Origin of the sequence: Paeniglutamicibacter gangotriensis Lz1y, from assembly GCF_000348945.1 — a bacterium.
GTDB lineage: Bacteria > Actinomycetota > Actinomycetes > Actinomycetales > Micrococcaceae > Paeniglutamicibacter > Paeniglutamicibacter gangotriensis.
Genome location: NZ_AOCK01000001.1, coordinates 371,407 through 397,250, shown reverse-complemented (window position 1 = coordinate 397,250; position 25,844 = coordinate 371,407). Strand labels below are relative to the sequence as shown.

24 protein-coding genes are annotated in these 25,844 nt (G+C 62.6%); 9 read left to right on the top strand and 15 right to left on the bottom strand.

Annotated elements, in window-relative coordinates; genetic code table 11:
• The first annotated feature begins 207 nt into the window (after positions 1–207).
• Positions 208–1,428: a formaldehyde dehydrogenase, glutathione-independent gene (fdhA, locus tag ADIAG_RS01835; protein WP_007269588.1), complete on the top strand. Its 1,221-nt coding sequence runs from the start codon at positions 208–210 to the stop codon at positions 1,426–1,428.
• A 250-nt stretch (positions 1,429–1,678) separates the two neighbouring features.
• Complete coding sequence (locus tag ADIAG_RS01830; RefSeq protein ID WP_007269587.1) at positions 1,679–2,326, top strand: GntR family transcriptional regulator; 648 nt, start codon at positions 1,679–1,681, stop codon at positions 2,324–2,326.
• A 64-nt stretch (positions 2,327–2,390) separates the two neighbouring features.
• On the opposite strand, the gene ADIAG_RS01825 is transcribed toward ADIAG_RS01830, so the two are convergent.
• The 3 genes from ADIAG_RS01825 to betT all read right to left on the bottom strand — a co-directional run bounded on the left by ADIAG_RS01825 (position 2,391) and on the right by betT (position 8,687).
• Complete coding sequence (locus ADIAG_RS01825) at positions 2,391–4,895, bottom strand: GcvT family protein (RefSeq protein WP_152426022.1); 2,505 nt, start codon at positions 4,893–4,895, stop codon at positions 2,391–2,393.
• A gap of 85 nt (positions 4,896–4,980) precedes the next feature.
• Complete coding sequence (purU, locus tag ADIAG_RS01820) at positions 4,981–5,901, bottom strand: formyltetrahydrofolate deformylase (RefSeq protein ID WP_007269585.1); 921 nt, start codon at positions 5,899–5,901, stop codon at positions 4,981–4,983.
• 548 nt (positions 5,902–6,449) lie between these two features.
• Positions 6,450–8,687, bottom strand: coding sequence for a choline BCCT transporter BetT (gene betT, locus ADIAG_RS01810; protein WP_051059804.1), 2,238 nt, complete (start codon positions 8,685–8,687; stop codon positions 6,450–6,452).
• 275 nt (positions 8,688–8,962) lie between these two features.
• Between betT and ADIAG_RS01805 the strand changes: the two genes are divergently transcribed.
• Positions 8,963–9,709 (top strand): IclR family transcriptional regulator, encoded by a 747-nt coding sequence (locus ADIAG_RS01805; RefSeq protein WP_043472618.1) that lies wholly within the window; start codon positions 8,963–8,965, stop codon positions 9,707–9,709.
• Between the two features lie 179 nt (positions 9,710–9,888).
• On the opposite strand, the gene ADIAG_RS01800 is transcribed toward ADIAG_RS01805, so the two are convergent.
• On the bottom strand, positions 9,889–11,055 hold the full coding sequence (locus ADIAG_RS01800) for a M14 family zinc carboxypeptidase (RefSeq protein ID WP_007269582.1): 1,167 nt from the start codon (positions 11,053–11,055) through the stop codon (positions 9,889–9,891).
• 249 nt (positions 11,056–11,304) lie between these two features.
• Here ADIAG_RS01800 and ADIAG_RS01795 point away from each other — a divergent pair, with 249 nt between their 5' ends.
• On the top strand, positions 11,305–11,538 hold the full coding sequence (locus ADIAG_RS01795) for a hypothetical protein (protein ID WP_007269581.1): 234 nt from the start codon (positions 11,305–11,307) through the stop codon (positions 11,536–11,538).
• Positions 11,538–11,765 carry a hypothetical protein gene (locus ADIAG_RS01790; RefSeq protein ID WP_007269580.1) on the top strand — a complete coding sequence of 76 codons (228 nt, stop codon included), beginning with the start codon at positions 11,538–11,540 and terminating at the stop codon, positions 11,763–11,765. The genes ADIAG_RS01795 and ADIAG_RS01790 overlap by 1 nt, the downstream gene beginning before the upstream one ends.
• Positions 11,766–11,794: 29 nt before the next feature.
• On the opposite strand, the gene ADIAG_RS01785 is transcribed toward ADIAG_RS01790, so the two are convergent.
• The 6 genes from ADIAG_RS01785 to ADIAG_RS01765 all read right to left on the bottom strand — a co-directional run bounded on the left by ADIAG_RS01785 (position 11,795) and on the right by ADIAG_RS01765 (position 17,252).
• Entirely contained in the window at positions 11,795–12,760 is a 966-nt protein-coding gene (locus tag ADIAG_RS01785; RefSeq protein ID WP_007269579.1) for a formylglycine-generating enzyme family protein, read from the bottom strand.
• A gap of 68 nt (positions 12,761–12,828) precedes the next feature.
• Positions 12,829–13,296: a DUF3237 family protein gene (locus tag ADIAG_RS01780; RefSeq protein WP_007269578.1), complete on the bottom strand. Its 468-nt coding sequence runs from the start codon at positions 13,294–13,296 to the stop codon at positions 12,829–12,831.
• A gap of 41 nt (positions 13,297–13,337) precedes the next feature.
• A complete protein-coding gene (locus ADIAG_RS21255) occupies positions 13,338–13,475 on the bottom strand; it encodes a hypothetical protein (RefSeq protein ID WP_007269577.1) in 138 nt (45 codons plus the stop codon).
• 163 nt (positions 13,476–13,638) lie between these two features.
• Positions 13,639–15,015 (bottom strand): MFS transporter, encoded by a 1,377-nt coding sequence (locus ADIAG_RS01775; RefSeq protein ID WP_007269576.1) that lies wholly within the window; start codon positions 15,013–15,015, stop codon positions 13,639–13,641.
• Between the two features lie 89 nt (positions 15,016–15,104).
• Positions 15,105–16,115: a PDR/VanB family oxidoreductase gene (locus ADIAG_RS01770; RefSeq protein WP_007269575.1), complete on the bottom strand. Its 1,011-nt coding sequence runs from the start codon at positions 16,113–16,115 to the stop codon at positions 15,105–15,107.
• A gap of 42 nt (positions 16,116–16,157) precedes the next feature.
• Positions 16,158–17,252 carry a Rieske 2Fe-2S domain-containing protein gene (locus ADIAG_RS01765; RefSeq protein ID WP_007269574.1) on the bottom strand — a complete coding sequence of 365 codons (1,095 nt, stop codon included), beginning with the start codon at positions 17,250–17,252 and terminating at the stop codon, positions 16,158–16,160.
• Between the two features lie 114 nt (positions 17,253–17,366).
• On the opposite strand from ADIAG_RS01765, the gene ADIAG_RS01760 reads away from it, so the two are divergent.
• The 3 genes from ADIAG_RS01760 to ADIAG_RS01750 all read left to right on the top strand — a co-directional run bounded on the left by ADIAG_RS01760 (position 17,367) and on the right by ADIAG_RS01750 (position 19,435).
• Positions 17,367–17,948: a helix-turn-helix transcriptional regulator gene (locus tag ADIAG_RS01760; protein ID WP_007269573.1), complete on the top strand. Its 582-nt coding sequence runs from the start codon at positions 17,367–17,369 to the stop codon at positions 17,946–17,948.
• Positions 17,949–18,025: 77 nt separating this feature from the next.
• Positions 18,026–18,478, top strand: coding sequence for a VOC family protein (locus ADIAG_RS01755; protein WP_200859341.1), 453 nt, complete (start codon positions 18,026–18,028; stop codon positions 18,476–18,478).
• A gap of 105 nt (positions 18,479–18,583) precedes the next feature.
• Positions 18,584–19,435, top strand: a complete 852-nt coding sequence (locus ADIAG_RS01750) for a methylenetetrahydrofolate reductase (protein WP_007269571.1) — start codon at positions 18,584–18,586, stop codon at positions 19,433–19,435.
• Between the two features lie 87 nt (positions 19,436–19,522).
• Here ADIAG_RS01750 and ADIAG_RS01745 read toward each other — a convergent pair whose 3' ends face one another.
• On the bottom strand, positions 19,523–20,521 hold the full coding sequence (locus ADIAG_RS01745) for an ABC transporter substrate-binding protein (protein WP_007269570.1): 999 nt from the start codon (positions 20,519–20,521) through the stop codon (positions 19,523–19,525).
• A 300-nt stretch (positions 20,522–20,821) separates the two neighbouring features.
• Here ADIAG_RS01745 and ligM point away from each other — a divergent pair, with 300 nt between their 5' ends.
• Positions 20,822–22,228, top strand: a complete 1,407-nt coding sequence (gene ligM, locus ADIAG_RS01740) for a vanillate/3-O-methylgallate O-demethylase (RefSeq protein WP_007269569.1) — start codon at positions 20,822–20,824, stop codon at positions 22,226–22,228.
• 171 nt (positions 22,229–22,399) lie between these two features.
• On the opposite strand, the gene ADIAG_RS01735 is transcribed toward ligM, so the two are convergent.
• The 4 genes from ADIAG_RS01735 to ADIAG_RS01720 are packed head-to-tail and all read right to left on the bottom strand — an operon-like array spanning position 22,400 to position 25,833.
• Positions 22,400–23,263: an ABC transporter ATP-binding protein gene (locus ADIAG_RS01735; RefSeq protein WP_007269568.1), complete on the bottom strand. Its 864-nt coding sequence runs from the start codon at positions 23,261–23,263 to the stop codon at positions 22,400–22,402.
• Positions 23,253–24,026 carry an ABC transporter permease gene (locus ADIAG_RS01730; protein WP_007269567.1) on the bottom strand — a complete coding sequence of 258 codons (774 nt, stop codon included), beginning with the start codon at positions 24,024–24,026 and terminating at the stop codon, positions 23,253–23,255. The genes ADIAG_RS01735 and ADIAG_RS01730 overlap by 11 nt, the downstream gene beginning before the upstream one ends.
• Positions 24,023–24,862 carry an ABC transporter permease gene (locus ADIAG_RS01725; RefSeq protein WP_007269566.1) on the bottom strand — a complete coding sequence of 280 codons (840 nt, stop codon included), beginning with the start codon at positions 24,860–24,862 and terminating at the stop codon, positions 24,023–24,025. The genes ADIAG_RS01730 and ADIAG_RS01725 overlap by 4 nt, the downstream gene beginning before the upstream one ends.
• On the bottom strand, positions 24,859–25,833 hold the full coding sequence (locus tag ADIAG_RS01720; RefSeq protein WP_007269565.1) for an ABC transporter substrate-binding protein: 975 nt from the start codon (positions 25,831–25,833) through the stop codon (positions 24,859–24,861). The genes ADIAG_RS01725 and ADIAG_RS01720 overlap by 4 nt, the downstream gene beginning before the upstream one ends.
• Between the last annotated feature and the right edge of the window lie 11 nt (positions 25,834–25,844).

Genomic DNA, 25,844 nt, shown 5'->3' with positions numbered 1-25,844 from the left:
CTCGGGGTTGGCCGAGATCAGCCGCCGCATGTATCTGGCTCCATTGTTTGGTCTCAGGCCCTTGGCGGCGATCACAGGATGAATGCGCAACGCGCAGCAACTGACGCAAATGTCTTCACGGAAACCGACAACCACTACCTTCAACGGCACTCTGGCACAGCCAGGGCCACCGTAAACGCTTGATCACCAACGCAAAGGAGCCATTCAATGTCAGGTAACAAAGCCGTCGCGTACAAGTCCCCGGGAGTCGTCGAGGTCATTGATACCCCGTATCCCACCTTCGAACTCAAAGACGGGCCGGGGGTGAACCCGGCCAACGTGGGCCGAAAGGTCCCGCACGGAGTCATCCTGCGCACCGTCACCACCAACATCTGCGGCTCAGACCAACATATGGTCCGCGGCCGCACCACCGCCCCGGCCGACCTAGTCCTCGGACACGAAATCACCGGCGAAGTCATCGAAACCGGACCCGACGTCGAATTCATCAAGGTCGGAGACATCGTCTCGGTCCCCTTCAACATCTCCTGCGGACGCTGCCGCAACTGCAAGGAAGCCAAAACCGGAATCTGCCTCAACGTAAACCCCGACCGACCAGGCTCCGCCTACGGCTACGTGGACATGGGCGGCTGGGTCGGCGGACAAGCCGAATACGTACTAGTCCCCTACGCCGACTGGAACCTGCTCAAGTTCCCCGACCGGGACCAAGCACTCGAAAAAATCATGGACCTGACCATGCTCTCGGACATCCTGCCCACCGGATTCCACGGAGCCGTCAGCGCCGGAGTCACCGTCGGCTCCACCGTCTATGTGGCAGGAGCCGGACCCGTAGGACTCGCAGCAGCCGCAGCCTCCCAGCTACTCGGAGCCGCGGTAGTCATCGTCGGGGATATGAACGAGGACCGCCTCGCCCAGGCACGCTCCTTCGGATGCGAGGCCATCAACGTCGGCGCCGGAGATCCGGCCGACCAAATCGAACAGATCCTGGGCGTACGCGAAGTGGACTGCGGCATCGACGCGGTCGGCTTCGAAGCCCGCGGCCACGGAGGCGGGGCCGGAGCTCAAGAAGCCCCGGCGACGGTACTGAACTCCCTGATGGATCTCACCGCCGCCGGTGGTTCGCTGGGCATCCCGGGCTTGTATGTCACCGGGGATCCCGGGGCCGCGGACGACGCGGCGAAGAAGGGCAACCTGTCCTTGTCCCTGGGCACCGGTTGGGCCAAGTCCCTGTCCTTCACCACCGGCCAGTGCCCGGTGATGAAGTACAACCGCCAGCTGATGATGGCCATCCTGCACGATCGGATCCACATCGCCAAGGCGGTCAACGCGCAGGCGATCTCCCTGGCAGAGGCCCCGCGCGGCTACGCGGAGTTCGATGCCGGCGCCGCCACCAAGTATGTACTGGACCCCAACGGCTACCTGAGCAACTAGTCCGGGCCACGGGGCCGAATTTTCCGCAATTCATGAAGCAGACCGGTGAGTGCGGTCGTTGCGGCACCCAGATCGTTGGGGCGCTGCAACGACCGTGTTGCCTTTTAACGCAGAAGCCGCCGACCGGTGGAAGTCCCCCTGGCCCCCGGCACCACGCTGGCAAGGCCCGGCGCTCGTTTGCCGTACTCTCTGATATATCTAGGAACGGATAAATATCCGGATCGCACGTTCGGCGAAAGGGCCAGGCACCGTGGCAAATACCGTCCCCATGGGTACGACGCAGGCGGAACACGCCTACCTGGAATTGCGCGAGCGCATCATCGATATGCGACTGCCACCCGGGAGCGCGCTCGATGAGGAGGCGCTGATGCGCGATCTGGCCGTCGGCCGGACCCCGATGCGTGAAGCGGTCAAACGCCTGGAATCGGACCGGATGCTCAAGGTTTTCCCCCGCCGCGGGACCATCATTGCCGATGTTAATATCCGCGATCTCAAAGACATCTCCGATGCTCGCCGCGTGCTCGAGGCCTTCGCCGCCCGACGGGCAGCCGAGCAGGCCACCGATGAGGACCGTGACATGCTGCGGGCCTGCCTGGCGGACATCGAGGCCCAGTCCTTTGCCTCGAACCGGGTCTCGGTGGACCTAGACGGGCAGATGCACCGCGCCGTGTATGCGGTAATGCGCAACAGTTACGTGGAATCCACGCTGATCCAGTACTTCTACCTTTCCCAGCGCATGTGGAACTTCGTACTTTCCGGGCTCGAACCCATCCAAAGCCATGTTAATGAGCACACCGCGCTATTGCGCGCCATCATCGATGGGGATCCGGAGTTGGCTGCACGCCTGGCCGAGGAGCACATCACCCACTTCGAAAACCGCGTGCGCGAGGCCCTGTAGGGGTTAAACCAGAAGACCGCCGGGGACCCACCCGGCGGTCGTCTGGGGCGTCTGGCCCGAGGAATCAGGCGCGGATCACCACCATGCCCGGGTCGACCATCGGCTCGGAAACGATGCTGGCCTCCACCATCGTCCCGAAGTAGTTGATCTTTACCTTCTCCCCCTCCTCCATCGCGGCGGGAAGCCAGGCGTAGGCGATCGGCTTGTGGACGGTGTGCCCGAAGGCGGCGCTGGTAACGTACCCGACGTTCTCTCCGTTCACGAAGACCGGTTCCTTGCCCATCACCATCGAGGTGCCGTCATCGACGGTCAGGCAGCGCAGGCGCCTGGTGGCAGGGTTGTTGCGTCGTTGCTCCACCGCATCCTTGCCGATGTATCCCTCCTTGGCGGCCCGCACGGCGAAGCCGACACCGGCGGCGAACGGATCATGTTCGGTGTCCATGTCACTGCCCCAGGAACGATAACCCTTCTCCAGCCGCAGGCTGTTGAAGGCGCCGCGTCCGGCCGCGATGACCCCGAGGCCCTGGCCCGCTTCCCACAGGACGTCCCAGAGCCGCAGCCCGAGGTCAGCGGTCGTGTAGATCTCCCAGCCGAGTTCCCCGACGTAGGACAGGCGCATCAAACGCACCGGGATCCCGGCGATGGAAGTGCTGGCCGCGCGGAAGTACTTCAATCCGTCATTGGTCAGGTCTTGGGCTGTCAGCTGAGCCACCAGGTCCCGGGCCCGCGGACCCCAGACCCCGATGCAGCAGGTCTCCGCGGTGGTGTCGCGCACCTGGGCCCAGAGTGCGGGGTCGGCCGCGCTCTGGTCGGCGGCGTGCTTGAGGATGTAGTCGAGGTCCAGCCCGCCGTTGGCGCCGAGCTGAAACAGGTCCTGATCGATGCGCGCCACGGTCAAGTCGCTCTTCACCCCGCCGGATTCGTCGAGCATCAGCGTGTAGGTCACCGAGCCGATGGACTTGTCCAGCCCGCTGGTGGTCAGCTTCTGCAGCAGCTCCAGCGCCCCGGGACCCGAGACCTCGAGCCGCTTCAGCGCGGTCATGTCATACATCGCCACGTTGGTGCGCGTGGCATGGGCCTCGGCTGCGGAGATCGGGGACTCAAACTTCGCGCTCCATTCATCGCGCGCCGGAGGCTGCCAGTCCTCGGGCAGCTGGGCCACGAGCTCAGCGTTGGCCTCGTACCAGTGCGGACGTTCCCAGCCGGCGGTCTCCAGGAAGAAGGCGCCGAGTTCGACCTGGCGTTGGTGGAAGGGCGAGACGCGCACGTTGCGCGGGGAGGTACGCGGCTCGAGCGGGTGGCGGATGTCGTAAATCTCGTCGAAGTTGTGCTGCGAGGTCTCCAGCACGTAGTCGGGCTGCAGCTGCACTTCCTCGAAGCGGGCGACGTCCAGTTCCCGCAGGTCGGTTTCTGATCGTCCATCGACCAGCAATTGCGCCACGGCCTTGGCCACGCCCGCCGAGTGCGTCACCCAGACGGCCTCGGCAATGAAGAAGCCACGCAGGTCGCGCGATTCGCCCACCAGCGATCCGCCGTCGGGGGTGAAGGAGAAGATGCCGTTAAAGGCGTCCTCGAAGGCGGCGCCCTGCAGGGAGGGGAGCAGCAGCTGGCAGTTCTTCCACGGGCCCTCGAAGTCCTCCCCGGTGAATTCCATCCGTGAGGGCATGTTGTGCTCGGTGATTTCCCCGGTGTTCGGCATTTCGTCGTAGCCCACGGGGATCGCACGGTGGGCGTAGGAGCCGATGCCCAACCGCTCGCCGTGCTCCCTGAAGTACAAATCCTCGTCCTGGTGGCGCAGGATCGGCAGGTCGGCGTTGTTCCCGGTGCCGTGCACCTTCCGAGCAGCGGCCGCCGATCCGCGCAGCGGGGCCAGCGGCGAGGTGGTGATGTATTGGTGGGCCAGTGGAATCAGCGGGACCTTCATCCCAATCAGGTCCCCCACCGCGGGGCCCCAGAACCCTGCGGCGGAGACCACGAAGTCGGCGGGGAACACGGTGTCACCGCTGCGCACCCCGGTGACCCGGCCGGCGTTGCGTTCAATCCCTGTCACCGGGGCCGAGCCGATGAACACCGCACCGCGAGACTCGGCGCGCTCGCGCAGCAGTTCAACGGCGAACACCGAGGAGGCAAGCCCGTCGCTGGGGATGTGCAGGGCGCCGAGCACCTGGTCCTCGTCGATGAGCGGGTGCAGGGCCTTGGCCTCGGCCGCATCCACCACCCGTGCCTCCAGGCCCCACGAGGTGGCCCAGCCCTGGCGGCGCTTGAGCTCCTCCATCCGGGCCGCGGTGGTGGCCACCTCCAGCCCGCCGACCTGGTTGAAGGCGCTCTCTCCCCCGCGCACCAGCGAGGCGAGCTTCGCTCCGGTGTAGGCGGCGAATTCGGTCATGGTCTTGGACGCGTTGGTCTGGAAGACCAGCCCGGGGGCATGCGAGGTGGAGCCGCCCGTGAGCGGGATGGGGCCCTTGTCTAGGACCGTGATGTCGTTCCAGCCGCGCTGGGTGAGTTCGTCGGCCAGGTTGGCCCCGACGATTCCGGCTCCGATGATGACGACGCGTGGTGACTTCATGATGGCTCTCCTTGGGGGGGGTATGGGTGCCGGTGCAGTGCAGGCGGACCGCAGGTATTTGGGGGGTGGTGCGCGGATCGGGGCCGGGCTAGGTGAAGGTGATGGTGCGCAGCCCGTCGACCATGACCCGGTTTTCGACGTGCAGCCGCACGGCCTTGGACAGTGCCAGGGCTTCGTTGTCCCTGCCCACCATCGCCAGTTCCTGGGGGCTGAGCCGGTGGTCGACCCGGATGACCTCCTGCTCGATGATCGGACCCTCGTCCAGGTCGTCGGTGATGTAGTGCGCGGTGGCGCCGATCTGCTTGACCCCCCGTTTGTGGGCCTGGTGGTAGGGACGGGCGCCCTTGAAGCCCGGCAGGAACGAGTGGTGGATGTTGATGGCCTTGCCGGCGAGCTGCGCGCTGAGTTCCGGGGAGAATATCTGCATGTATCTGGCCAGCACCACCAGATCTGCGTCGAAGTCGTTGATGGTCTCAAGCAGCCGTGCCTCGGCCTCCGGCTTGGTCTCTGCGGTCACCGGAATGTGGATGAAGGTAAGGCCCGCGGCCTCGGCCATGGGGCGTAGGGTCTCATGGTTGGAAACCACCGCGACCAGGTCGGCGGCGAGGGTGCCGGTCGTCCAGCGGAAGATCAGGTCGTTGAGGCAGTGGCCCATCTTGGAGACCATCACCAGCACCTTTGGCTTGGTCCCGTCGTGGAAGTTGAAGTCCATGGAGAACTCGTCGGCCACTTGGGCGAAGTCCCGGACGAGGTCTTCGACCGACTCCGACTGCTCGCGCTGGACGAAGGCGGTGCGCAGGTAGAGGCGCTGCGCGGCCGGATCGTCGAATTGCTGGTGCTCAACGATGTCGAAGCCGCGCTCGAAGAGGAACTTGGACACGGAGTGGACGATGCCGCTGCGTTGCGGGCAGGAGAGGGTGAGGACCGCGTGGTCGGTGGCGGGCATGTTCTCGCGGGGCGTGAGCAGGCTTGTGGTTCCCGAAGCGATGGTGGAAGGCAAATAGGTCATGGCTGATGCTCCTTGGCTTATCGAATCAGTTGGGGATCGGCACCGGTGCTGAACGCAGTGGCCCGGGCTGCCGCGTTTTCATACCGCGGACCTTGCGAGCAGCTCGCCACCATGGGCAACACGCTGGCGATTATCTCGCCACCGGGCGAAGCGATCGGTCTCCAGATTTCGTGGCTCAACCCGCCCACTGACTCGCCGAGCATTTCTCTCAACAGAACCCCCTAAATGGTGTCGCTCCAACCCTGCCCCGTCAGGCATACAACTGATATACAACAGACTCTAAGTGACCTGAGCCACAGGAGTCAATGGTTTTTGTGAAACGGGATTTCGTGGGTGGGCCGGCAGAAAACTGGTCGGCCCGTTTTCACCTCGGCGGCAAACATCACCGGGCGACACAACGACCATTGTCCTGTCCCCGGGCATGACTGGGGACAAGACAAAACGGCGGGTCAGATCGGCGGCACACCCAGCGCGCAAATGCCCCGACCTCCCGACTGGATCGCCCCCTGGAAGAGCCTTGTTTCAAGGATTCCGGGTTGGTGCTTCCGCTATTCCCGCCCCTTGCCTTCCTCCTCGGCCTCGTCAGGTTCCGAGGTATCAACCTGCGGGACCATGCCCGTGGCCGGACGCGGCGGGGTGACGAACGAGGCATAGTCGCGCTCGGAGGAGTACTGCAGGAACGAGAGGTGCGCCTCGTAGCGGTCCAGCACGTCGTTGATGACTTGTTGCTTGCTCAGGCCCATCAGGTCGTAGCCCTCGGTACCGGTCTGGGTAAAGACCTCGAGGCGGTAGTACACGTCGACCTCGCGGGAGACGGTGCGGGCACCGAACGCCGGGACTGGAGCCTCCATGGCCGCCACCTGGTAGTGGAAGTTGCGGTGGTCGTGCATGTGGACCAGCAACGTGTGCTCGTCGATGCCGGTCGTCGCATTCGGGGTGATGGTCAGCTCGGCCTCGTAGCCCAGCTCGTTGAACTCCCCCACGACCGCTTCCAGTGCCGGATGGATGGTCCGCTCCACGAATTGGGCCACGGCCTTGTTGGACGGGTAGGAACGCAGCTGCGCCATCCGCTGGCGCCAGGTCTTTTCAGGCGCGTTTCCGCCGTGCGCGGCCACCGAGCGGCGGCGCATGACGGTGCCCTCGCGTTCGGCTCGCTCCATGCGCAGGACCTTGGAGAAGGACGCCATGACCAGGTACGCGATGACGGTCACCGGCAGCGCGAAGATCAGCGTGGCGTGTTCCATGGTGGTCACCCCGCCGGCCACCAGCATCGCTACGGTCAGCACCGCGGTGAGCAGCGCCCAGAAGATGCGCAGCCACTTGGCACCGTCCACGGACGGGTCCGGGATCGAGGAGGAGAAGTTGGACATGACCATCGCGCCGGAATTGGCGCTGGTCAGGTAGAAGAGCAAGCCCGAGAGCGTGGCCAGGCCAATCAGGAACGGCGCGCCGGGGAACATCTCCAACAGCGCATACCACCCGTGTTCGGGACTGTTGATGGCCTTCTCGGCAAACTCGGTGTTTCCGTTCAGGACCTCGTACATGGCGCTGTTTCCGAAGATCGAGACGATGAAGAAGTCGCACAGCACCGGTGCGGTGATCGCGGCGATGACAAATTCGCGCAGCGTGCGCCCACGCGAGATACGGGCCAGAAACAGCCCGACAAACGGGCCCCAGGCCAACCAGAACGCCCAGAAGAAGAGCGTCCAGCCGGCCATCCACTCCGAGCCGCCTTCCTCGTAGGCGAAGGTCTGCAACGTGCGCTCGGGCAGGGTGAAGACGAAGCGGCCGATGTTCTCCACCAGCGCGGTGAGCAGGAAGGAGGTCTTGCCGGTGATCAGGATGTAGAGCATCATGGCCGCAGCCGACCAGAGGTTCAGCTCGGAGACCAGCCGGATGCCCTTGTCCACCCCGGAGGTGCAGGCGGCGATGGTCATGATGACCGCCACCAGCACCAGGGCGATCTGCAGGGCCAGCCCCTCGGGTATGCCGAAAAGCCAGGAGAACCCGACGTTTAGCAGCACCACGCCGATGCCCATCGACGTTGCCACGCCGAACACCGTGCCGACCAGCGCGAAGATGTCGATGACATCGCCGGTCACCCCACGCACACGCTTGCCCAGCAGCGGGTAGAGTGCGGCGCGGATCGACAGCGGCATGCCCCAGCGGTAGGCAAAGTAGCCCATGGCCATGCCCAACAGCGCATACATCGACCAGCCGGCAATTCCGTAGTGGAACATCGTCCACACCACCGCGTCCTGCGCGGCGGCGGCGGACTGGGGATCAGCCGCCGAAGGCGTGATGAATTGGGTAATGGGACCGGTCACCGAGTAGAAAAGCATGTCGATACCCACGCCGGCGGCAAAGAGCATGGCCACCCAGGTGAAGAGGTTGTACTGCGGCCGCGAATGGTCCGGGCCCAACCGGACGCTGCCCTCCTTGGAGAAGGCCACCCAGAGCACGAAGAGCACCACCAGCGTGACGGTGACAACGTAGTACCAGCCGAGGTTGGTGGAAATCCAGGAGACCGCCGTCTGCATCATCGCTGCGGCGTTGTCCGGGTTGATGATGGCCCAGGCCGAGAACGCCAGGATGATTGCCGCGGCGGTGATGAACACGCGCCAGTTGACCCTGGGCTCAAGGTGCTTGGTGAGCTCGGCCGGCCCCTTGCTCAGTTCCGTACTGGTGATCGGGGCGCGGTTGCCTTCGATCATCGGATCCTTGCGCCGTTCGGAAACGCCGAAGCGGCTGCGCTCCACCATCGGTTGACGGTTTTCGTTCTCCATCCCGTGGGTGTCTTCTGACTCGGCCACGCGGTTCTCCTTAAACCCTCGGTGGACCAGGGGTGCCGGACACCCGTTCGTAAAATCAAGAACCGCTTGTCAAACCCTGCAAATCTGGGTCAGATGGACCGGCGAACCTAGTTGTCTGTGATTCCTCATGTTAGGCGTATTTCGCCGACATCCACCGAATTTGACGTGGTTACTTTATTCTCCGATCCTCGTGGCCAGGCGGCCACGGCCCGGCATCGGGCCGGCGGCGACTGTTCTAGAGTGGATCCATGGCCAATTCACCGAGCGGGGACTCGATGCTCGACCGCCTCGTGCGGATCCTGGACGCCTTTGATGCCCAAAATCCCACCCTGACCGTCAACGCGCTGTCCCGGCGTGCCGACGTTCCCCGTGCCACGACCTACCGATTGTTGGAGAACATGGTGGGCCACGGCTTGCTTGCGCGTGATGCAGATGGCCAGGTGCGTCTGGGCCTACGTTTGTGGGAGCTGGCCAATCGCAGCGCGTCCACCCTGGATCTGCGCCAGGCAGCCCTTCCGTTCATGGAGGACATAAACCAGCTGGTGGGGCAAAACACCCAATTGGCGGTGCTGCACGAGGACGATGTGCTGGTCATCGAACGCCTCTCTCGCCCGGGTTCGGTCGTCAACCAGGCCAACGTCGCCGGGCGGATGCCGGTGCACCTGACCTCCATGGGTATGGCCTTGTTGGCTTACTCCCCTGCCGGAGTGTTGGAGGGCTATCTCCAACGTCATGGGGAGAGGATGCTTGGTCAGCATCCGAAGCTGCGCCACGAGCTGGCCGAGATCCGCCGTACCGGGTATGCGACCTTCGACGGATTCATCGATCCCGAGTCCACGGGGGCAGCCGCACCGATCCTCGATTCCCGCGGTTACGCGCTGGCGGTTTTGGCCGTGGTGGTTCCGCGTGATTCCGGATTATTGCCTTCCGCGGTGATGGCATTGCAGACAGCCGCGCGTGGTATCTCCCGCGCGCTTGGTCCAGCAGCAGATTGAACAACCGGTAGGACGGGAACTCATCCGTGATTCCCTGAGGCGAACCCCGGAAACTGCGCAGGATACGGGGGATCGACACTGCTCCCGGATGTTCACATGAACATCCGGGAGCAGTGTCCCCATCCGACAAACGGACGTGTTGGGTGATTCAGCGCTCTACGATGCCGCCATCGGAGGATCTACTTCGGGATGTTCCCCGCGTAGTCGGTGTTGTATCCGGTCACCGGCTGGTGCGGGATCTCTTCCCAGCGATCGGGATCCACCTGGTCGACTGCGCCGCTGGCCAGGCCCGTGAGTAGCTCCTTCACGGCCAGAGCATTTTGCTTGATGGACTTGCCTCGTGCCTTTTGCCCCAGGCTGCCATCGGAGGTGTTCCCGGAGGTCTCGAAGAAGACCACCGGGTTGGAGTGCTCGCTGGGGTTCATGCCCTGGTAGTTCAGCCCGAGCATCATCGCCGAAACGACACCGCCCTTGATATCGATCTCCATGCCATTACCCACCTGGTAACGGTCGGTGTTGACGAACCCGTACTTCTTCAACGAGTCGTATACGTGAACGTTCATCTGGCGGGTTAGGTCGTTGTAGAGCCCGTCCTTAATCGATGGAAGCGTCGGGCCGTTTGGCGCTAAGGAAATACCCAGCGATAAAGTTACATCGTCGCCGGTCCCCCATTGCTTTTTCAGACCCTGGTGGTGGATATCGATTCCGTAGTCAGGCTTGACGGTGGTCCAGTACTCGTAGAACGCCAGTGATTCCTTGGCGACGAATCCTGTTGGGGTCCAATCGCGGTTGAGGTCGACTAGTCGCTCGCGACCGTTGTCCCCCATCAGCGGCTTGTTGGCGATCTGGTCCCAAAGGATGGTGTGGCGGATGTTCGCCTCGGAGCCGTCGGGGTTGTAGTTGGGGATGAAATGCAGCGTGAACTCGTCGCGAAGCATCTTGTAGTCGTGCGAACCGTTCGTGCCCACGTCCTTGAGGACCTGAAGCAGCGCCTCGGCGCCGTAAGGCTCGTTTCCGTGGATACGACCCTGGAGCCAAACATGCTTCGAACCGGTACCGACGGTAGCAACATACAGGTCACGCCCCTGCTCGGACGTGTTCACCGCCATTCCAGCTTCGGCCAACGTGAAGACGTCGACGTTGAAGCGGGAGTTCTTCTCGAGCTTGAGCATCTCGGAAACCACATCCGCATACGACAGGATGCTGGAAGTGTTGGTGTTGCCCTCAACACTCGGGAAGTTTGCGTCGGCAACAGCCGGGGCAATACCTGCGAACGGAAGGCTGAGAGCGAAGAGGCCAGCCATGACTGAGGTCGCGAGCTTTCTCCCATTGACATTTTTTGACACGTGGAAATCTCCTTTGATGAACGTGCGCTTGCATGAACTGACAGGGGATGATCATCCGTCAGTGAGCCTAACCGGGTGCCGCAAGGAAGGCACTGAAAGTTCCGTAGTACAGACAAAACAGGTCGTTACCCTCCGGTATCAAGTTTTTTGTCCAGTGCTCACCGACTTATTTCCCGCAGGCCGCGTCAACTCTGGAATTTGGACCGGAAAAGCGTTATTGACGGTGCTCTTTCGAGTGAGAAAAAGCGTTTGCATCGCCGCACCGCTTGGCCCTCCCTGCCAACGATTCGGCTGGCCCATGGCGACCAGGGTGGCGGCTACGTACTTTTCGCAGAGAACGGGCAGCTGCACTTCAGCTACAACCAATACGGGAAGATGCTGCGGACCAGTGAGCCGTTGACCGCTGGCAGTCATCTGGTCACGGTCGATTTCATCGTGCTGCCCGGGATCACCTGGGATGTGTTCATCAGCGTGAAGATGTGATGGTCCTGCAGCACCTGCTGCAGCTGACCGGGGTATCTCCGTTCGCCGGGATCAGCATCGGATTGGACCGCGGCGGGCCCGTGGACTGGGAGCTGTCGCTACGCCACGGCTGCTTCCATTACACCGGGACCCTGCACCGGGTCCGCTACACCCCCAGAGAAAAGAGCGCCTACAACCCGGAGCAGATCATTGCCCTGGACCGGGAAATAGCTAGGATCTACGAATAGGCCTACGCGTTCCTGGGGAGACCCGGGGGTCAGGCTGTGCCGGCGACGGTGCGGAACCCGGTGTTGCTGCTGGCCGAGTCCGCGGTATTGGAGGACCTGGCGGCAAGCCGGTAACGGTTGCAATAGGAATCGTGGCAGAGGAAGGATCCGCCGCGCATGACTCTGCCGCGGCCGATGCTTGGTCCGGCGGGGTCTGCGTCAGGAGAGTTTCTGTAGTATTTCGGCAGGAACCAGTCGGCGCACCATTCCCAGACGTTGCCACTGGTCTCATAGAGCCCGTACCCGTTGGGTGGGAAGGATCTGACCGGCGCGGTGCCCAGGAATCCGTCGTCGAGGGTGTTGCGCGTTGGAAACTCGCCTTGCCAGATGTTGCACAGGTGCTCCCCGTCAGGTCCGTGCAGCTCGTCTCCCCATGGGTAGCGCTTGGCTACGAGGCTGCCGCGGGCGGCATATTCCCATTGGGCTTCGGTGGGTAGGGCGCGTCCGGCCCAGGCGCAATAGGCTTGCGCGTCGTTCCAGGACACCTGCACCACGGGGTGCTCGGAGATATCTTGCCAGGTGGATTCGGGTCCGTGCGGGTGGGCCCAGTCCGCCCCGCGCACCGTGAGCCACCACCTTGCGCCCTCGGCGGTGCCCAGGATGTCCTGCGTCTTCGCTTGGGCCAGCAGGTGGAAGACCGCGGAGTACCCGTAGAGCTCGGACTCGGTTCGATACCCTGTGGCCTCCACGAACCGGGCGAACTCCGTGTTGGTCACGGTGGTCGCGTCGATCGCGAAGGGGGAAAGGTTTACCGCATGGACCGGGAGTTCCCCGTCATCAACGTAGCCCTCGGCAAAAGGATCCCCCATGGCAAAGTCACCACCGGCCAGCTCAAGCTGCTCCGCCGGCCGATGGTCAGCGGAGGGAGCGCCGGAAGCTACAACTTTCTCCGGAGCGGAGGCCGGGACATCCGTGCCGGAAGGGTGTGCGCGTTCGGCCGGGTGGCAGCAGGGCAATGAATTTCTCCTCGGACTTTCAGGCTTTCCTCAAGAGTAGCGGAGGCACGTCAGCGCGAACGCTTTGGCTAGCGCACGCGAAACACCTCGATGCGCACGCCGCCGGTCAGACGTTCACCGGTGCCCAGGAACATCGTGCGGTTCATCCACGCGTGAGGTCCCGAGTCATCGGCCGAGAGGCTCGGCACGCAGCGGAAGTAGACGCGGGAGTGGTCTACGGTTTCCCCGGCCATCATGCGGTTGAGGTCCGCGGGATCTGCCGAGCGGATCGCCTGGTTTTCCACCAGGATCCGGTGGCCGTCGTCCAGCTCGAGGACGTAGTTGGCTTCGAGGTATGCCAGGTCGGAAGTCGGGTAGCGCTGGAAGTCTGCCCCGGCGTCGAGCACCTTGCCGGAAATCCCCGGACCAACCACCCTGCCGCCACGGATGGGCGCGACCCGGCGGATTCCTTGGGCCGTGGTGCCAATCTCGATCGTGGGGCTGACCTCAACCTCAATGGTTGCCACGTAATCCAGTGCCGGCGGAATCGGAGTCATTCTTGTTCCTTCCACAAAGATTTCACTCATCCTATTTGCCGTTAGTTGGGTTTGATGGTGATGACGGCGGACCCGGTGCGGACGGCGTCGGCCTGAGCCTCGGTGGCCGAGGGGACGGCGCGCGAGACGCAACAGTTCATCTTGGTGGCCAGCCGTTGCTGGCGTTTGGAATAGAACATGTCGCGGTGGTCGATGGTTCCTATCCTCGATTCCCGCGGTTACGCGCTGGCGGTTTTAGCCGTGGTGATTCCGGGTTATTGCCTTCCGCAGTGATGGCGCTGCAGACGGCCGCGCACAGTATCTCTTGTGCACTAGGAATCCGAATTTTCCAAGGGCTTTCCTCTATCGGCTGCCTTGGCTCTCTAGTGCTCCGGCTGCGCTCGTTGTCTCCGGCGCAACTTCAGGATCGTTGACCTTCGGCGAGCGCATCAAACCAATGGCAACTGCCGCAACCAAGACCATGAGGCCAACACCCAGATACAGCTGTCCGGCACTCCATGCAGCATCAAGTAGCGCACCGGCTGCCAGCGGGGCGAGGATTGCCCCGAACCGTCCGATGCCGATGGCCCAGCCGACGCCCGTGCCACGGGTTTGCGGGGCGTATGAGGCAGGTGCCAACGTATACAGGCCGGCGATGCAGCCATTAATGAGCATTCCCACCACGATGCCCATTCCAAAGGCCAAGGTCAGGATACCGACGGCCGAGATGAACAGCACCATCGTGATAGAGGAGAGCACGGTGAAAACCAGCAGCACCTTACGCGTTTGCCACGTGGTGGTCAGCGCACCAAAGAGCAACGCGCCAAAGGTCCCGCCCAGGGTCAGCATGAGCCCGCCAACAACACCCTGGCTTTCGGTCATGCCAGCAGTCACCAACAATTTGGGTGTCCAGCTGTTCACGAAGTAGAAGCCGAACATGGTCGCAAAGAAGGCAACCCAGATCAACGTGGTCACCCTGCGGTTCGCCGGGGAGAACAGCGCCGTCAGCTGTTGGCCAGTCACAGCACGGCCTCCTGTGCTGGCCGGGAGATTGGGAAGCAGGACGGTGTCTTGGTCGAGGCGAAGCTTGCATGCCAGAACCGCGAGACGTTGCTGCGCGCGCGCCGGTCGCTTGGTGACAAGGAAATCTACCGATTCGGGCACTACAGCGAGCAGAAGAACAAACGCAGCGGCGGTGACAGCACCCCCAAAGACGAAAACGGAACGCCAACCGTAGGAGGCTTGGAGCGAAACTGCGGCCACTCCTCCGAGCGTGGCCCCCACACCGTAGCGGGCGGTATAGATACTCACTGCCATACCTCGCCAGCGTTTGTTGGCATATTCGCTCGTAATGACGTTGGTGCAGGCAAGGATGCCGCCCACGCCCAGACCTGTCACCAAGCGCCACAGCCCCAATTCCGTCACCGAGCCCGAGGTGGAAGACAGGAACATTCCCACCGCGGCAAGCCCCGTCGCGAACAAGAGCATCGGACGTCGCCCGAAGATATCGGAGAAGGGCGCCAGGCCCAGGGACCCTGCAGCCATGCCAAAGAGTCCTGTGCTGAGCAGCACGCCAAGCTGGGAACCGCTGAGCCCGAACTCGGCGGATACGCGGTTGGCGGTGAAGGCCATGGCCAGCACATCGAATCCGTCGAGGGCGTTGAGGAAGGTACAGACGCCGATGACAACCCATTGGAAGCTGGTCATGGGCGAGGCATCTATGCGATCTCTGATGTTCATGGGGGTTGTCTTCCGTTTATGGGCGCAACAAATCACCCGTAAGGTCCCTTGTCGGAACCTTCAGGAGACTCGTCGTGCGTGGGTGGTGGCTAGTTCGGTTCGATGGTGATGACGGCGGGCCCGGCATGGGCGGCGTCGGACTGGGCCCCGGTGGCCGAGGTGACAGCGCGCGAGACGCAACAGTTCATCTTGGTGGCCAGCCGTTGCTGGCGCTTGGAATAGAACACGTCGCGGTGATCGATGGTTCCGGACAGTTCGGTGATGCGCACCTCGCAGAGCCCGCATTCGCCCTTGCGGCAGTCGAACATCATTTCCGCCCCCGCATCTTCCAGTGCCTCAAGCATCGAGCGACCCTGGGGGACGCGCACTTCGAGATCCAGTTTGGGGACGCGCACGATGAATTCCTCGGGGTCGTACCAGCCGCTATTTCCGAAGGTCTCGTAGCGCAGGTTCGGTAGATCCAGCTCGCGCTCGACCCAGCTGCGGCGCACCGCATCCATGAGCCGGATGGGCCCGCACATGTACAGCTCGGTGCTCGCATCCGCGCGGCCCACCAGTTCGGGGACCTTAAGCGAGGACCCTTCGTCATCGATGTGGGTTTCGAGGCGTTCGCCGTGCAGCTCCGAGAGCTCATCGACGTAGGCCATGGCGTTGCGGCTGCGGCCCACGTACACCAGCGTGTAGTCGGCCTTTAGCCGCTTGAGCACCGCGGCCATGTTGGCAATGGCCGTCACGCCGATGCCGCCGGCCAGCAGGATGTAGCGCTGGGCGCCCACGCGCAACGGGAAGTTCTGCAGCGGTTGGGTGATGTCCAGCCGTGCTCCGGGGATCAGGGAGTGCATGAAGATCGATCCGCCCCGTGAGAGCGGCGCCTTCATCACGCTGATCACCAGACGGGTGCCGCCGTGTGTGGATTCGACCACCGAGTAGGAGCGTTTGACCGCCTCACCCTCGATTTCAACCATGAGGTCGATGTGGGTTCCCGGTTCGGCCGACACCGGCATAGAGGGCTCCAGCACGATGCGGGTGATGCCTGTGGCCACCGGAAGGGTCTCGATGACGGTGGCCGATTGCCAGGTTTCAATGTTTGTTGCTGCCATGGTTCTTGTCCGTTTCCTTTCGGTGTCCGGTACGCCCAACCGCTAGGCGGAGGCGACCAGACGCCCCTCGGCGGCGAGCATCGATTCGATGATGCGTCGCACCCACATGCCTCCGGAGTCTATGTTCAGGTTGTAGAACTCGTAGTCGGGGTTGGCATCGATGGCTGCCTGCTGGGCCTTGAGCATTTCCTCGTCCTCGCCGAAGACCCCGTGCACGCCGTCGCGCAGCTGGGTGGTGATCAACTGGCTGTCCAGGGCGTAGTTGCGCATGAAGGCCCAGAAGTAGTGCGAAGACCGATCGGTCTCCGGGGTGAGGGTATTCATGACGAATCCGTTCACGCCCTGGCTGCGGTCGCCTTCCGGTGCGCCGGTGCCGGCCTTGGCCACTCCCACGTCGATGCTGATGGTGGAGGGTGCTTCGTAGTTGATGATCTGCCAACGGTCCACCTTGCCCTCGAATCCGGGGAACTTGTCTTGCATGTTCTTGCGCCAGAACGGTGGGGCGTCGATGTTGTGCATCCAGCGGGTGACAGTGACCTTGTTGCCCTCACGGACGGTGACGAAGTCTGATTCGCTGAGTTCTTCTTGGCCGATCGAGGAGGAATGAACGAACTCCTCGTGGGTCAGGTCCATGAGGTTGTCCAGCACCAGCTGGAAGTTGCAGGCGGCGTGGATGGTCTGGCCGTCGCCGGCCCATTCATCGGAGGTCATCTGGTGCATGTCCGGCACCAGCTCCGGGTCGGCCAGAGTCGGGTCGCCCATCCAGATCCACACGTAACGGTAACGCTCCACAATCGGGAAGGAGGGGACGGTGGCAGAGGGGTTGATGGTCTCCTGCGCCGGCATGGAGACGCAGCGGCCCGCCGAGTTGTAGACGATGCCGTGGTACGGGCACTGGATGGTGTCCTTTTCCATGGTCTTGCCCATCGACAGCGGCGCCAAACGGTGCCAGCAGGCATCCGCCAGCGCGACGGCCCTGCCGTCCTCGGTGCGGTAGAGGGCCACCGGGCGGTTGGCGATGCGGCGGGACATCGGCTTGCGGGTGACCTCGTGGTCCCAAGCCGCCACATACCAGGCGTTCAGCGGGTGGGGCAGGACCTTGTTGGTGGTGGAGCTGGTCGGGGCGACGACGGTCATGGCGTTTTCCTTTCGATACGGCAGCAAACTACCTATCGACATAGTTAGTGGTGTGAGTCATAGACTAACTGCGGATATAGTGATTTGCAACACCCTTGACCGACGAAAGCTGCTATGAGTCTGAGAAACGCACTGTTCGCCCTACTCGTTGTCGAGCCGATGACCGGGTACGACCTGCACAAGCAGTTCGTATCCTCGGTCGGCCACGTATGGCACGCCCCTGACTCGCAGATCTACCCGGAGCTCAAGCGCATGGAGTCCGAGGGGCTGCTCGAAGGGGAGGAAATCCCGTGGGGCTCCCGCGGCAAGAAGCGCCAGTATCACGTCACCGAGGAGGGCAAGGCCGCCTTCAGGAACTGGATGGACACCCCGCTGGAATACGCGCGCACCCGAGACCCGGCGCACCTCAAGGCCGCCTACATGGAATGGGCGGATCCGGATGCGGCCCGGGCCCAACTACGCGCCCACATCGAACACCACACGGGGCTCTTGGGCCAATGGCGCGAAAAAGTCAAGGAAATCGAGGACGGCTCCAGTGCCATGCTCAACCGTCGACTGGCCAACAGCCCGAAGGCCGACCGCGAAAAAATCAACGCCTACAAGGTCTATACCTACGAGGGGCTCATGTCCCAGGCCGAAGCCGAAATCATCTGGGCTCGACGTGGACTCAAGCTCATCGATCGTCTCAACGGCTGACCCCCGCCCCTTCACCCCCGCCTCGGTCCCGCCGAAGGGCCGCGCGACCCTTGAAAACCCATGGAACCTGTAGCTCAATGGCAGGAAGGGCATTCGAGGGCGCCACGACAACACCGGAGGATGGGGACATGCTGCTCAATGGGATCAATCACATCGCTGTTATCTCAAATGATGCCGTCACCTTGGCTGATTTCTACCGAAAGGTCTTCGACGCGCAGGTGGGGCCGACGCGTGACCACGGCCCGGGCGAAACCATGACGAACATCAGGATCGGACCAGGCACGGAACTCAATGTCTTCGTGATCGAGGGGAACGCCGAGGCCCAACGACAGACCCCCATGTGGGGCCGCGGACGCATCGACCACCTCGGCCTTGCTGCTGCTTCCCAAGACGCCTTCGACACCATCCGTGACCGGCTCATCGAGTCCGGGGCAGGTGACGGGAAGGTCAACGACTTCGGGGCAGCGTTTAGCATGTTCTTCCGGGACCCGGACGGGCTTGAGGGCGAAGTGCTCATTGTGCATAAGTAAGCAATCCACCCCGGGGCCATGGACACCATCACGCATCCGGGATATACCTATGGGCATAGGCAATGATGCCAACCTGCCCCGCGGGGCACGAAAGGGGCAGCAGCAATGACAACGGATCATCCCGGCACCACTTCAGGCAGCTTGTTGGACGGTTTTTCCCTGGAAATGACGGGCAAGGACATCCCTGCACTCGAAGCAGCGGCCCCGTCCTTGCCGCCCGGGACCCCCGTCAACGTCACCTTCCTAGGCAACGAGGATCTCTCGATGCGGGTGGCCGCGGCGGCAGCAGTCAAACGAGCCGGGCTGCATCCAGTGCCACACATTTCGGCACGCAGGCTGGCATCTACGGGCGAGCTCGACTCTTTCCTTGAGGCCCTGGAGCGGGTCGGTTCCGCACACCATGTCTTCACCGTCGGCGGCGACCCGGCCGAACCCATGGGTCCCTTCTCCGATTCCCTGTCGCTGATCACCTCCGGTCGTCTCGAAGCCTTCGGAGTGAACAAGGTGTCGATCGCCGGCTATCCCGACGGCCATTCAGGCATCGAGGTCGACGTACTCTGGTCGGTCCTCGAAGCCAAGGTCGCCGCCCTGCGGGAACGGGGCTTGGAAGGCGAAATCATCACCCAGTTCGGGTTCGATACCGTCCCGATACTTGACTGGCTAACCACGTTGCGTGACCGCGGTATCAGCCTGCCAGTGCGGATCGGGGTCCCCGGTCCGGCTGGCATCAAACGCCTGCTGGGCTACGCCGGAAGGTTCGGGGTCGCATCCTCCGCCGGGATTGCCAAGCGTTACGGATTCTCCCTGGGAAACCTGCTGGGAACCGCCGGGCCCGAGCGCTTCATTGAAGACCTGGCACGGGACTACCAGCCCGAACGCCACGGAGAAATCAAATTGCACTTTTACACCTTCGGCGGCATCGAGACCACCGCCACCTGGGTTGCGGCGCACCGCTAAGGCGGAAACCAAGAAACCTGTTGAACCAACGGCGGCCTGCCGGGAAGAGTTTCCCCGGCAGGCCGCCGCTTTCATGCCTCGATGCCGCTACTTGGAGGGCAGCAGCGCCGTGAGGTCCGGGATCTTTTCGATCAGTCCGCGGTCCAGCGAGATCTCGGCGATCTTCTCGATGGAGGCCTCGTTGACTTCCGTGTAGTAGCGCGGCATCTTCAGCTTTTCGATAACCTCCGGCTCCAGCGAGGTGTAATCGGGCAGGACAGCCTTGGCCTTTTCCGGGTTTTCGTCGGCGAACTTCTGTGATTCGGTCATGGCCCGAGCAAATTTGGCGGCCGTCTCGGGGTTCTTCTTGATGTAGTCATCCGAGGTGAAGTAAACCGCGACCGTCAGGTCATCGACCGGCTCGGCGTAGTTGGAGAAGATCGGAACGTTTCCATCCGCCTCGGAGATGGTCACGAATGGCTCGACGGCCGCCATGGCATCGACGTTTCCGGCGGCCAACTGGGCGGTCATGTCCGGGAAACCCATCTCCACGAAGTGGACCTTTTTGTAGTCCCCGCCGGCCAACTTCACGGCCTCGCTGATGGTGGAGTCTGAAATGTTGTTCAGGGTGTTCACCGCGACCTTCTTGCCGACCAGATCCTTGATCTCCTTGATGCCGCTATCCGGCTTGGTCATCACCGAGGCAAAGTCCGCTTTGGTGTCACCGGTGGAACTTCCTCCGGGCGCCACCATCTTCAGCGGCAGACTCTTGGAACGCGCCACGATCATGGAGGTGACATTGGAGAAGCCGAAATCCATCTGCTCGCTCATGATGGCCGGAACGATGGCCGCCCCACCCTGAGCCAACGTCAGCTTGACGTCCAGGCCCTCCTTTTCAAAGATTCCTTCTTTGACCCCCAGGTAGATCGGCGCGACGTCCACGATGGGGATCACCCCAACCTCGACTTTTTCCAGGGCAGTGGCCGCGCCGCTGCCGGACGTCCCTTCCGGGGACGATTCGGCCGTTCCGCTCGACGGAGATCCTGCCCCGCACCCCGCCAAGCTCAGTACCGCAAGCAGGGCCAATGCACCCTTGATCTTCTTCATGCTGGTCTCCAAGATTCTCGGGGACACCCCCGAAAGAAAAGTGATGTACGTCGCATACTACCTATTTTGATAGTGCTTTGGGGGAAAGTGCCGAACCCAATATTTCGGCCAGCCAGCCACATTCCTCCCTCGGGCTCGAAGCTGGGGGGAAGGCGGGAAAAGTTCCTCTCAAGTAACTATCGACTTAGTGAGTTTGGTGGCTTATGGTCAGGGTAGCGGCAGGTATGCCGTCCCTTCGTGTTCCAGTGCGGGCCCGGCGAAAAGTGGGCACCGCTCCCCCAGGAAAGGAAGCCTTCTCGCATGTCACCCAAGAACCTCCAGGAAGTCCTGGATGCGGCCGGCAACACCGCCGAACTGTTGCGCAATTCCCAGATCGGGGCCTACGTCTACCCGGTGGTGGCCCCGGAATTCTCCAACTGGCGCAGCGAACAGCGTGCCTGGCGAGAAACCGCGGTGCTCTACGACCAGACCCACCACATGGACAACCTCTTCATCAAGGGCCCCGACGCCCTGAAGCTGATCTCCGACACCGCCATCAACAGCGTGGCGGTCTTCCCGGTGAACCGAGCCAAACAATACGTACCCACCACCCCGGCCGGCCACGTCATCGGCGACGGCATCCTCTTTCACGAACAGCAGGATGAATACGTCTACGTCGGACGGGCACCTGCCGCCAACTGGTTGCTCTTCCACGCCGAAACCGGCGGGTACGACGTGCAGATCGAGGTGGATCGCCGCTCCCCCTCGCGCCCCATGGGCAAGCCGGTGCAACGCAAGTACTGGCGCTTCCAGATCCAGGGGCCACAGGCCTGGAACATCATCGAGAAGCTCAATGGCGAGCCACTAGAAAAGCAGCGCTTCTTCTCCATGGACACCATGTCCATCGCCGGAACCGAAGTGCGCACGCTGCGCCACGGCATGGCAGGAGCCCCGGGACTAGAAATCTGGGGCCCGTACGAATCCTACGACACGATCCGAACAGCGGTACTGGAAGCCGGGGAGGAATTCGGCATGGTTCCGGTCGGTGCCCGCGCCTATCCCTCCAACACTCTTGAATCCGGCTGGATCCCCTCGCCGTTGCCGGGGATTTACACCGGCGAGGAGCTGCGCGCCTACCGCGAATGGCTGGGCCCCGACAGCTACGAGGCCACCAACGCCGTGGCCGGCAGCTTCGATTCCACGAACATCGAGGACTACTATCACACGCCTTGGGAACTGGGCTACGGGTCGTTTGTGAAGTTCGATCACGACTTCATCGGCCGCGAGGCACTGGAAAAAATCGATCCTGCCAGCCAGCGCAAGAAGGTCACCCTGGCGTGGAACGCCGAGGACCTCGGGACGATCCTTTCCTCCATTTTGGACCCCGATGAGGTCCCCTACAAGTACTTCGATCTCCCGCTGGCCAACTACGGTTCCTCGAACTACGACCGCGTCATCGATGCCGACGGCAAGACCGTGGGCCTGTCCATGTTCACCGGCTATAGCTCCAATGAACGCCGGGGCCTGTCCCTGGCCATTGTCGATCCCGATGTCCCGGAGGGCACCGAGCTGCGGGTCGTGTGGGGTGAGCCGGAGGGTGGGACGAAGAAGACCACCGTGGAGCCGCACCGCCAGTTCGAAGCCCGCGTGGTGGTCAGCCCGGTGCCGTACTCGACCGTGGCCCGGGCCGAATACCAGGGTGGATGGCGCACCTCCTACCAAAAGTAGGAACCCCGCCAGCCAACAAGTGGCCGCCGTTCCCCTCGCCGGGGAACGGCGGCCACTTGTCTGTGGTGCGATAAATGAAGCGAGGGGCACAAAAAGGACGCCGCCCGCCCGCTATCTCCGGGTTAAGGGGATAACAGACAAACGGCGTCCTGGTTCGAGGGACGACTCTGGTTACTTGACGACCATGGTGATGGCTTCCTCGGGGCGATGCCCCTGCTTGGCCTTCTGGATCTCCCCGTAAACGTGGTGCCGCAACTCGGTGAAACGCGGCAGAGAACGAGTCTCCAGCTGATCGCGTTCGGCCGGAAGATCGATCACGATATCCTCCTGCACGATCGTTGGCGAGGATGAGAGGATGATGACGCGCTCCCCCAGGTAGATCGACTCGTCGATGTCGTGGGTGACAAACAGGACCGTGACGCCCAGCTTCTTCCAAACACTGCGAATCAAATCCTCCAAATCCGCACGAGTCTGCGCATCAACAGCAGCAAACGGCTCATCCATCAACAACACCTCAGGCTGGTACGCCACGGCGCGGGCAATCGCCACACGCTGCTGCATACCACCGGAAAGCTGCCACGGGTAAGACTTGGGCACATGATCCAGGCCCACCGCCTCCAAAGCTTCCTGAACCAGTCGCTTGCGCTCCTCCTTCGGAACGCCAGCGTTCTTCAACGGCAGCTCGACATTCTCCACCACCCGCAGCCACGGGAACAGGGAGCGCCCGTACTCCTGGAACACCACCGCCATCTTCTTCGGTGGACCGGTGACCTTCTGCCCATCCAAAAGCACCTCGCCCTCGGTCGAACCCATGAGCCCGGCAATGCACTTGAGCAGCGTCGTTTTTCCCGAGCCCGAAGGGCCGACCAGGCAGACCAGCTCGCCACGGCCCAAATCGAAGGTCAGGTTGCGGACAGCTTCAATGTCCCCGGCATCGGTGTGATAAACCTTCTTCAGGTTCCGCACCGAGAGCAGTGCCTCACCCTCGGGCAGGGTACGCCCGCCTTTGTGGGACGTAGGATTCTCAGACTGCATTTTCAACCTCTTTCAGGCCGTGGTACCAGCGCAGCACGCGCCGTTCAACCCATTGGAAAATAAAGGACAGGGCCACACCGATCAACCCCAACACCACGATGCCGGACCACATTTCCGGGACCGCGAAGGACCGCTGGAACTGCACGATGGTGAATCCCAGCCCGGAGGACGAGGCAAACATTTCGGAGATGACCATCAGGATCAACCCGATGGACAGTGCCTGGCGGACCCCGGCCATAATGGTCGGGGTTGCCGAGGGAAGAATCTGATAACGGATCCGGGAGAATCCGGTGATCCCGTAGGACTTGGAGGTTTCGTTCTGCACCGGATCGATGGAACGCACGCCCTCGATGGTGTTCAGCAGTACCGGCCAGACACAGCCGGAGATGATCACCGCGATTTTCATCCCGTCGTTGATGCCCACCAACAGCATCAACACCGGAACCAACACCGGTGGCGGCAGCGCACGGAAGAACTCGAAGACCGGCTCGGTCACCGCACGCATCGTACGGTTCAACCCCACCGCGAGTCCCAGCACGATGCCCAGCACGATCGCGGCCAACACCCCGACCACCAGGCGCATGATGCTCGGCAAAACGTCGGTGAGCATCCGCTCCCCGAACCAGGTGTCGATGAACGTGGTCACCAGCTTCGCGGGCGTGGGGACGAAGAAGTTCGCTTCCCCAGAGGTCCCGATCCACCACCAGAGCAGCAAAATGACGGGCAACCCGAGCAGGTAGCCAACAGATTTCAGGGTTTTCATACCGTTGCCTCCCCGCGAACCGACGGGTGCCAGGACAGGACCCGCTTCTCAACTATCCGCGTCACCGAGTTGATCGCCACCCCAAGGAATCCGGTCGCCAGGATCAGCGCGTACATCCCGGAAATCGCTCCACCGGACTGGGCCAGGGCAATTTCCCGACCCAACCCCGGGGAACCGATCAGCAGCTCCGCGGTGATCGCCAGGATCAGCGCCACCGAGGCAGCCAACCGGATACCTGTCATCAGGTACGGCAGCATCGTGGGGAACACGACGTCCCGGACCCGCTGCACATAGGAGAACCCGTAGGACTTCGCGGTCTGCATGGCCACGTTGTCCACATCAGCCACCCCGTAGAGCACCTGGATCAGCACCTGCCAGAAGCACGCGTAGACGATCAGCAGCAGCGAGGACTCGATCTTGATGCCAAAGAGCAACACCGCCAACGGAATCAATGCCACCGAAGGGATCGGACGCAGGAATTCAATGCTCGAGTTGCTGAAACGGCGCAGGAACGGCGACATCCCAATGACCAATCCCAGTATCAACGCGGCAACCACCGCGATGACCAAGCCGATGGCCCAGGCCAGCAGGGTGTCGCCCACGGCAACCCAGAACGCGGTGAAGCCCAGATCTGCGATGAGGGCCGCGATGACCTCGGAGGCCGGGGGCAGGTACTTGGCCTGCACCACCCCCAGGATCGGCATCAGCTCCCAGAAACCCAGGAACACCACGATGCCGATCAGACCCAGCACCCACTTCGGCCAACCCTTGGAGGGCGCACGGGAGACTTTCACCTTCGCCGCGGCCCGCGTCGACGATTCAGTCATTTGGGTCATGGCAACAGGGTTTCGAGGTCAACGGGCTTGGTGATGGCACCAAATTCCTGGGCGGCGTCGCCGAGCTTCTGTGCAGCCTCGGTGTTGATGTCTACGCGGTAGCGCGGCAGCACAAGTTCCTCGCGGGTGTCCGCGTCGATCTTGGTGTAGGTGCCCACGATGTCGCGGACCTCCTGAGGATGCTCCTGCGCGTATTCAAGCGACTTGTTCATGGCACGCTGGAACTTGGCTGTCTGTTCGGGTTCCGTGCTGACCTTCTCGGCGGAGGTGAAGTACCCGGCGATGTCCAGTTCAGGGTCGAAGTCCACGAAGTTGTTGCTGACCACCCGTGCCCCATCACCCAGTGACTGGACGAGGAAGGGATCAAGGATCCATGCGGCGTCCACGATGCCGTTTTCCAGTGCTGCCGGGGCATCCGGGAACGGGACCTCGACGAAATCAACGGTGCTGGGGTCTCCGCCATCGTCCTTGACCACCTGGGAAACGGTGATGTCTCCGATGTTGGAGAGGTTGTTGACCGAGACCTTCTTTCCGGCCAGGTCCTTCGGAGTCTTGATCGGCGAGTCGTCGGTGACCACCACGGCACCGAAGTCGGTGTCCGCGTCCCCGGTGGTGGTGACGCCGTTGGCGACGACCTTCATGTTCAGGCCCTTGTCGTTGGCGACCATGAGCGAAACGTAGTTGGAGAAGGCGAAGTCGTAGCTTCCGGACTGGATTCCGGGAACGATCGCCGATCCGCCGGTGGCGGTCTGGATTTCTAGGTCTAGGCCTTCCTCTTCAAAGAAGCCCTTAGAATCCCCGAGGAAGATCGGGGCGGTGTCAACGATCGGGATCACGCCCACGGTGATCTTCTCCAGGTCTCCCCCGGCATCGGCGGAGCTATCGGCGCCACCACTAGGCGAGCCTGATCCGCAAGCGCTCAGTGCCAGAATCCCCAATGCTGCAACTGCGAGTGTGAGTTTGTTTTTCATGCTGTTTCGGT

Coding starts and splice junctions, on each gene's coding strand:
- ligM (WP_007269569.1), top strand. CDS start 20,822: ATGTCACCCAAGAACCTCCAGGAAGTCCTGGATGCGGCCGGCAACACC.
- ADIAG_RS01730 (WP_007269567.1), bottom strand. CDS start 24,026: ATGAAAACCCTGAAATCTGTTGGCTACCTGCTCGGGTTGCCCGTCATT.
- purU (WP_007269585.1), bottom strand. CDS start 5,901: ATGACCTATTTGCCTTCCACCATCGCTTCGGGAACCACAAGCCTGCTC.
- ADIAG_RS01750 (WP_007269571.1), top strand. CDS start 18,584: ATGACAACGGATCATCCCGGCACCACTTCAGGCAGCTTGTTGGACGGT.
- ADIAG_RS01790 (WP_007269580.1), top strand. CDS start 11,538: ATGGTCCTGCAGCACCTGCTGCAGCTGACCGGGGTATCTCCGTTCGCC.
- ADIAG_RS01735 (WP_007269568.1), bottom strand. CDS start 23,263: ATGCAGTCTGAGAATCCTACGTCCCACAAAGGCGGGCGTACCCTGCCC.
- ADIAG_RS01725 (WP_007269566.1), bottom strand. CDS start 24,862: ATGACCCAAATGACTGAATCGTCGACGCGGGCCGCGGCGAAGGTGAAA.
- ADIAG_RS21255 (WP_007269577.1), bottom strand. CDS start 13,475: ATGTTCTATTCCAAACGCCAGCAACGGCTGGCCACCAAGATGAACTGT.
- fdhA (WP_007269588.1), top strand. CDS start 208: ATGTCAGGTAACAAAGCCGTCGCGTACAAGTCCCCGGGAGTCGTCGAG.
- ADIAG_RS01745 (WP_007269570.1), bottom strand. CDS start 20,521: ATGAAGAAGATCAAGGGTGCATTGGCCCTGCTTGCGGTACTGAGCTTG.
- betT (WP_051059804.1), bottom strand. CDS start 8,687: ATGGAGAACGAAAACCGTCAACCGATGGTGGAGCGCAGCCGCTTCGGC.
- ADIAG_RS01780 (WP_007269578.1), bottom strand. CDS start 13,296: ATGACTCCGATTCCGCCGGCACTGGATTACGTGGCAACCATTGAGGTT.
- ADIAG_RS01760 (WP_007269573.1), top strand. CDS start 17,367: ATGAGTCTGAGAAACGCACTGTTCGCCCTACTCGTTGTCGAGCCGATG.
- ADIAG_RS01765 (WP_007269574.1), bottom strand. CDS start 17,252: ATGACCGTCGTCGCCCCGACCAGCTCCACCACCAACAAGGTCCTGCCC.
- ADIAG_RS01775 (WP_007269576.1), bottom strand. CDS start 15,015: ATGAACATCAGAGATCGCATAGATGCCTCGCCCATGACCAGCTTCCAA.
- ADIAG_RS01720 (WP_007269565.1), bottom strand. CDS start 25,833: ATGAAAAACAAACTCACACTCGCAGTTGCAGCATTGGGGATTCTGGCA.
- ADIAG_RS01805 (WP_043472618.1), top strand. CDS start 8,963: ATGGCCAATTCACCGAGCGGGGACTCGATGCTCGACCGCCTCGTGCGG.
- ADIAG_RS01770 (WP_007269575.1), bottom strand. CDS start 16,115: ATGGCAGCAACAAACATTGAAACCTGGCAATCGGCCACCGTCATCGAG.
- ADIAG_RS01755 (WP_200859341.1), top strand. CDS start 18,026: ATGGCAGGAAGGGCATTCGAGGGCGCCACGACAACACCGGAGGATGGG.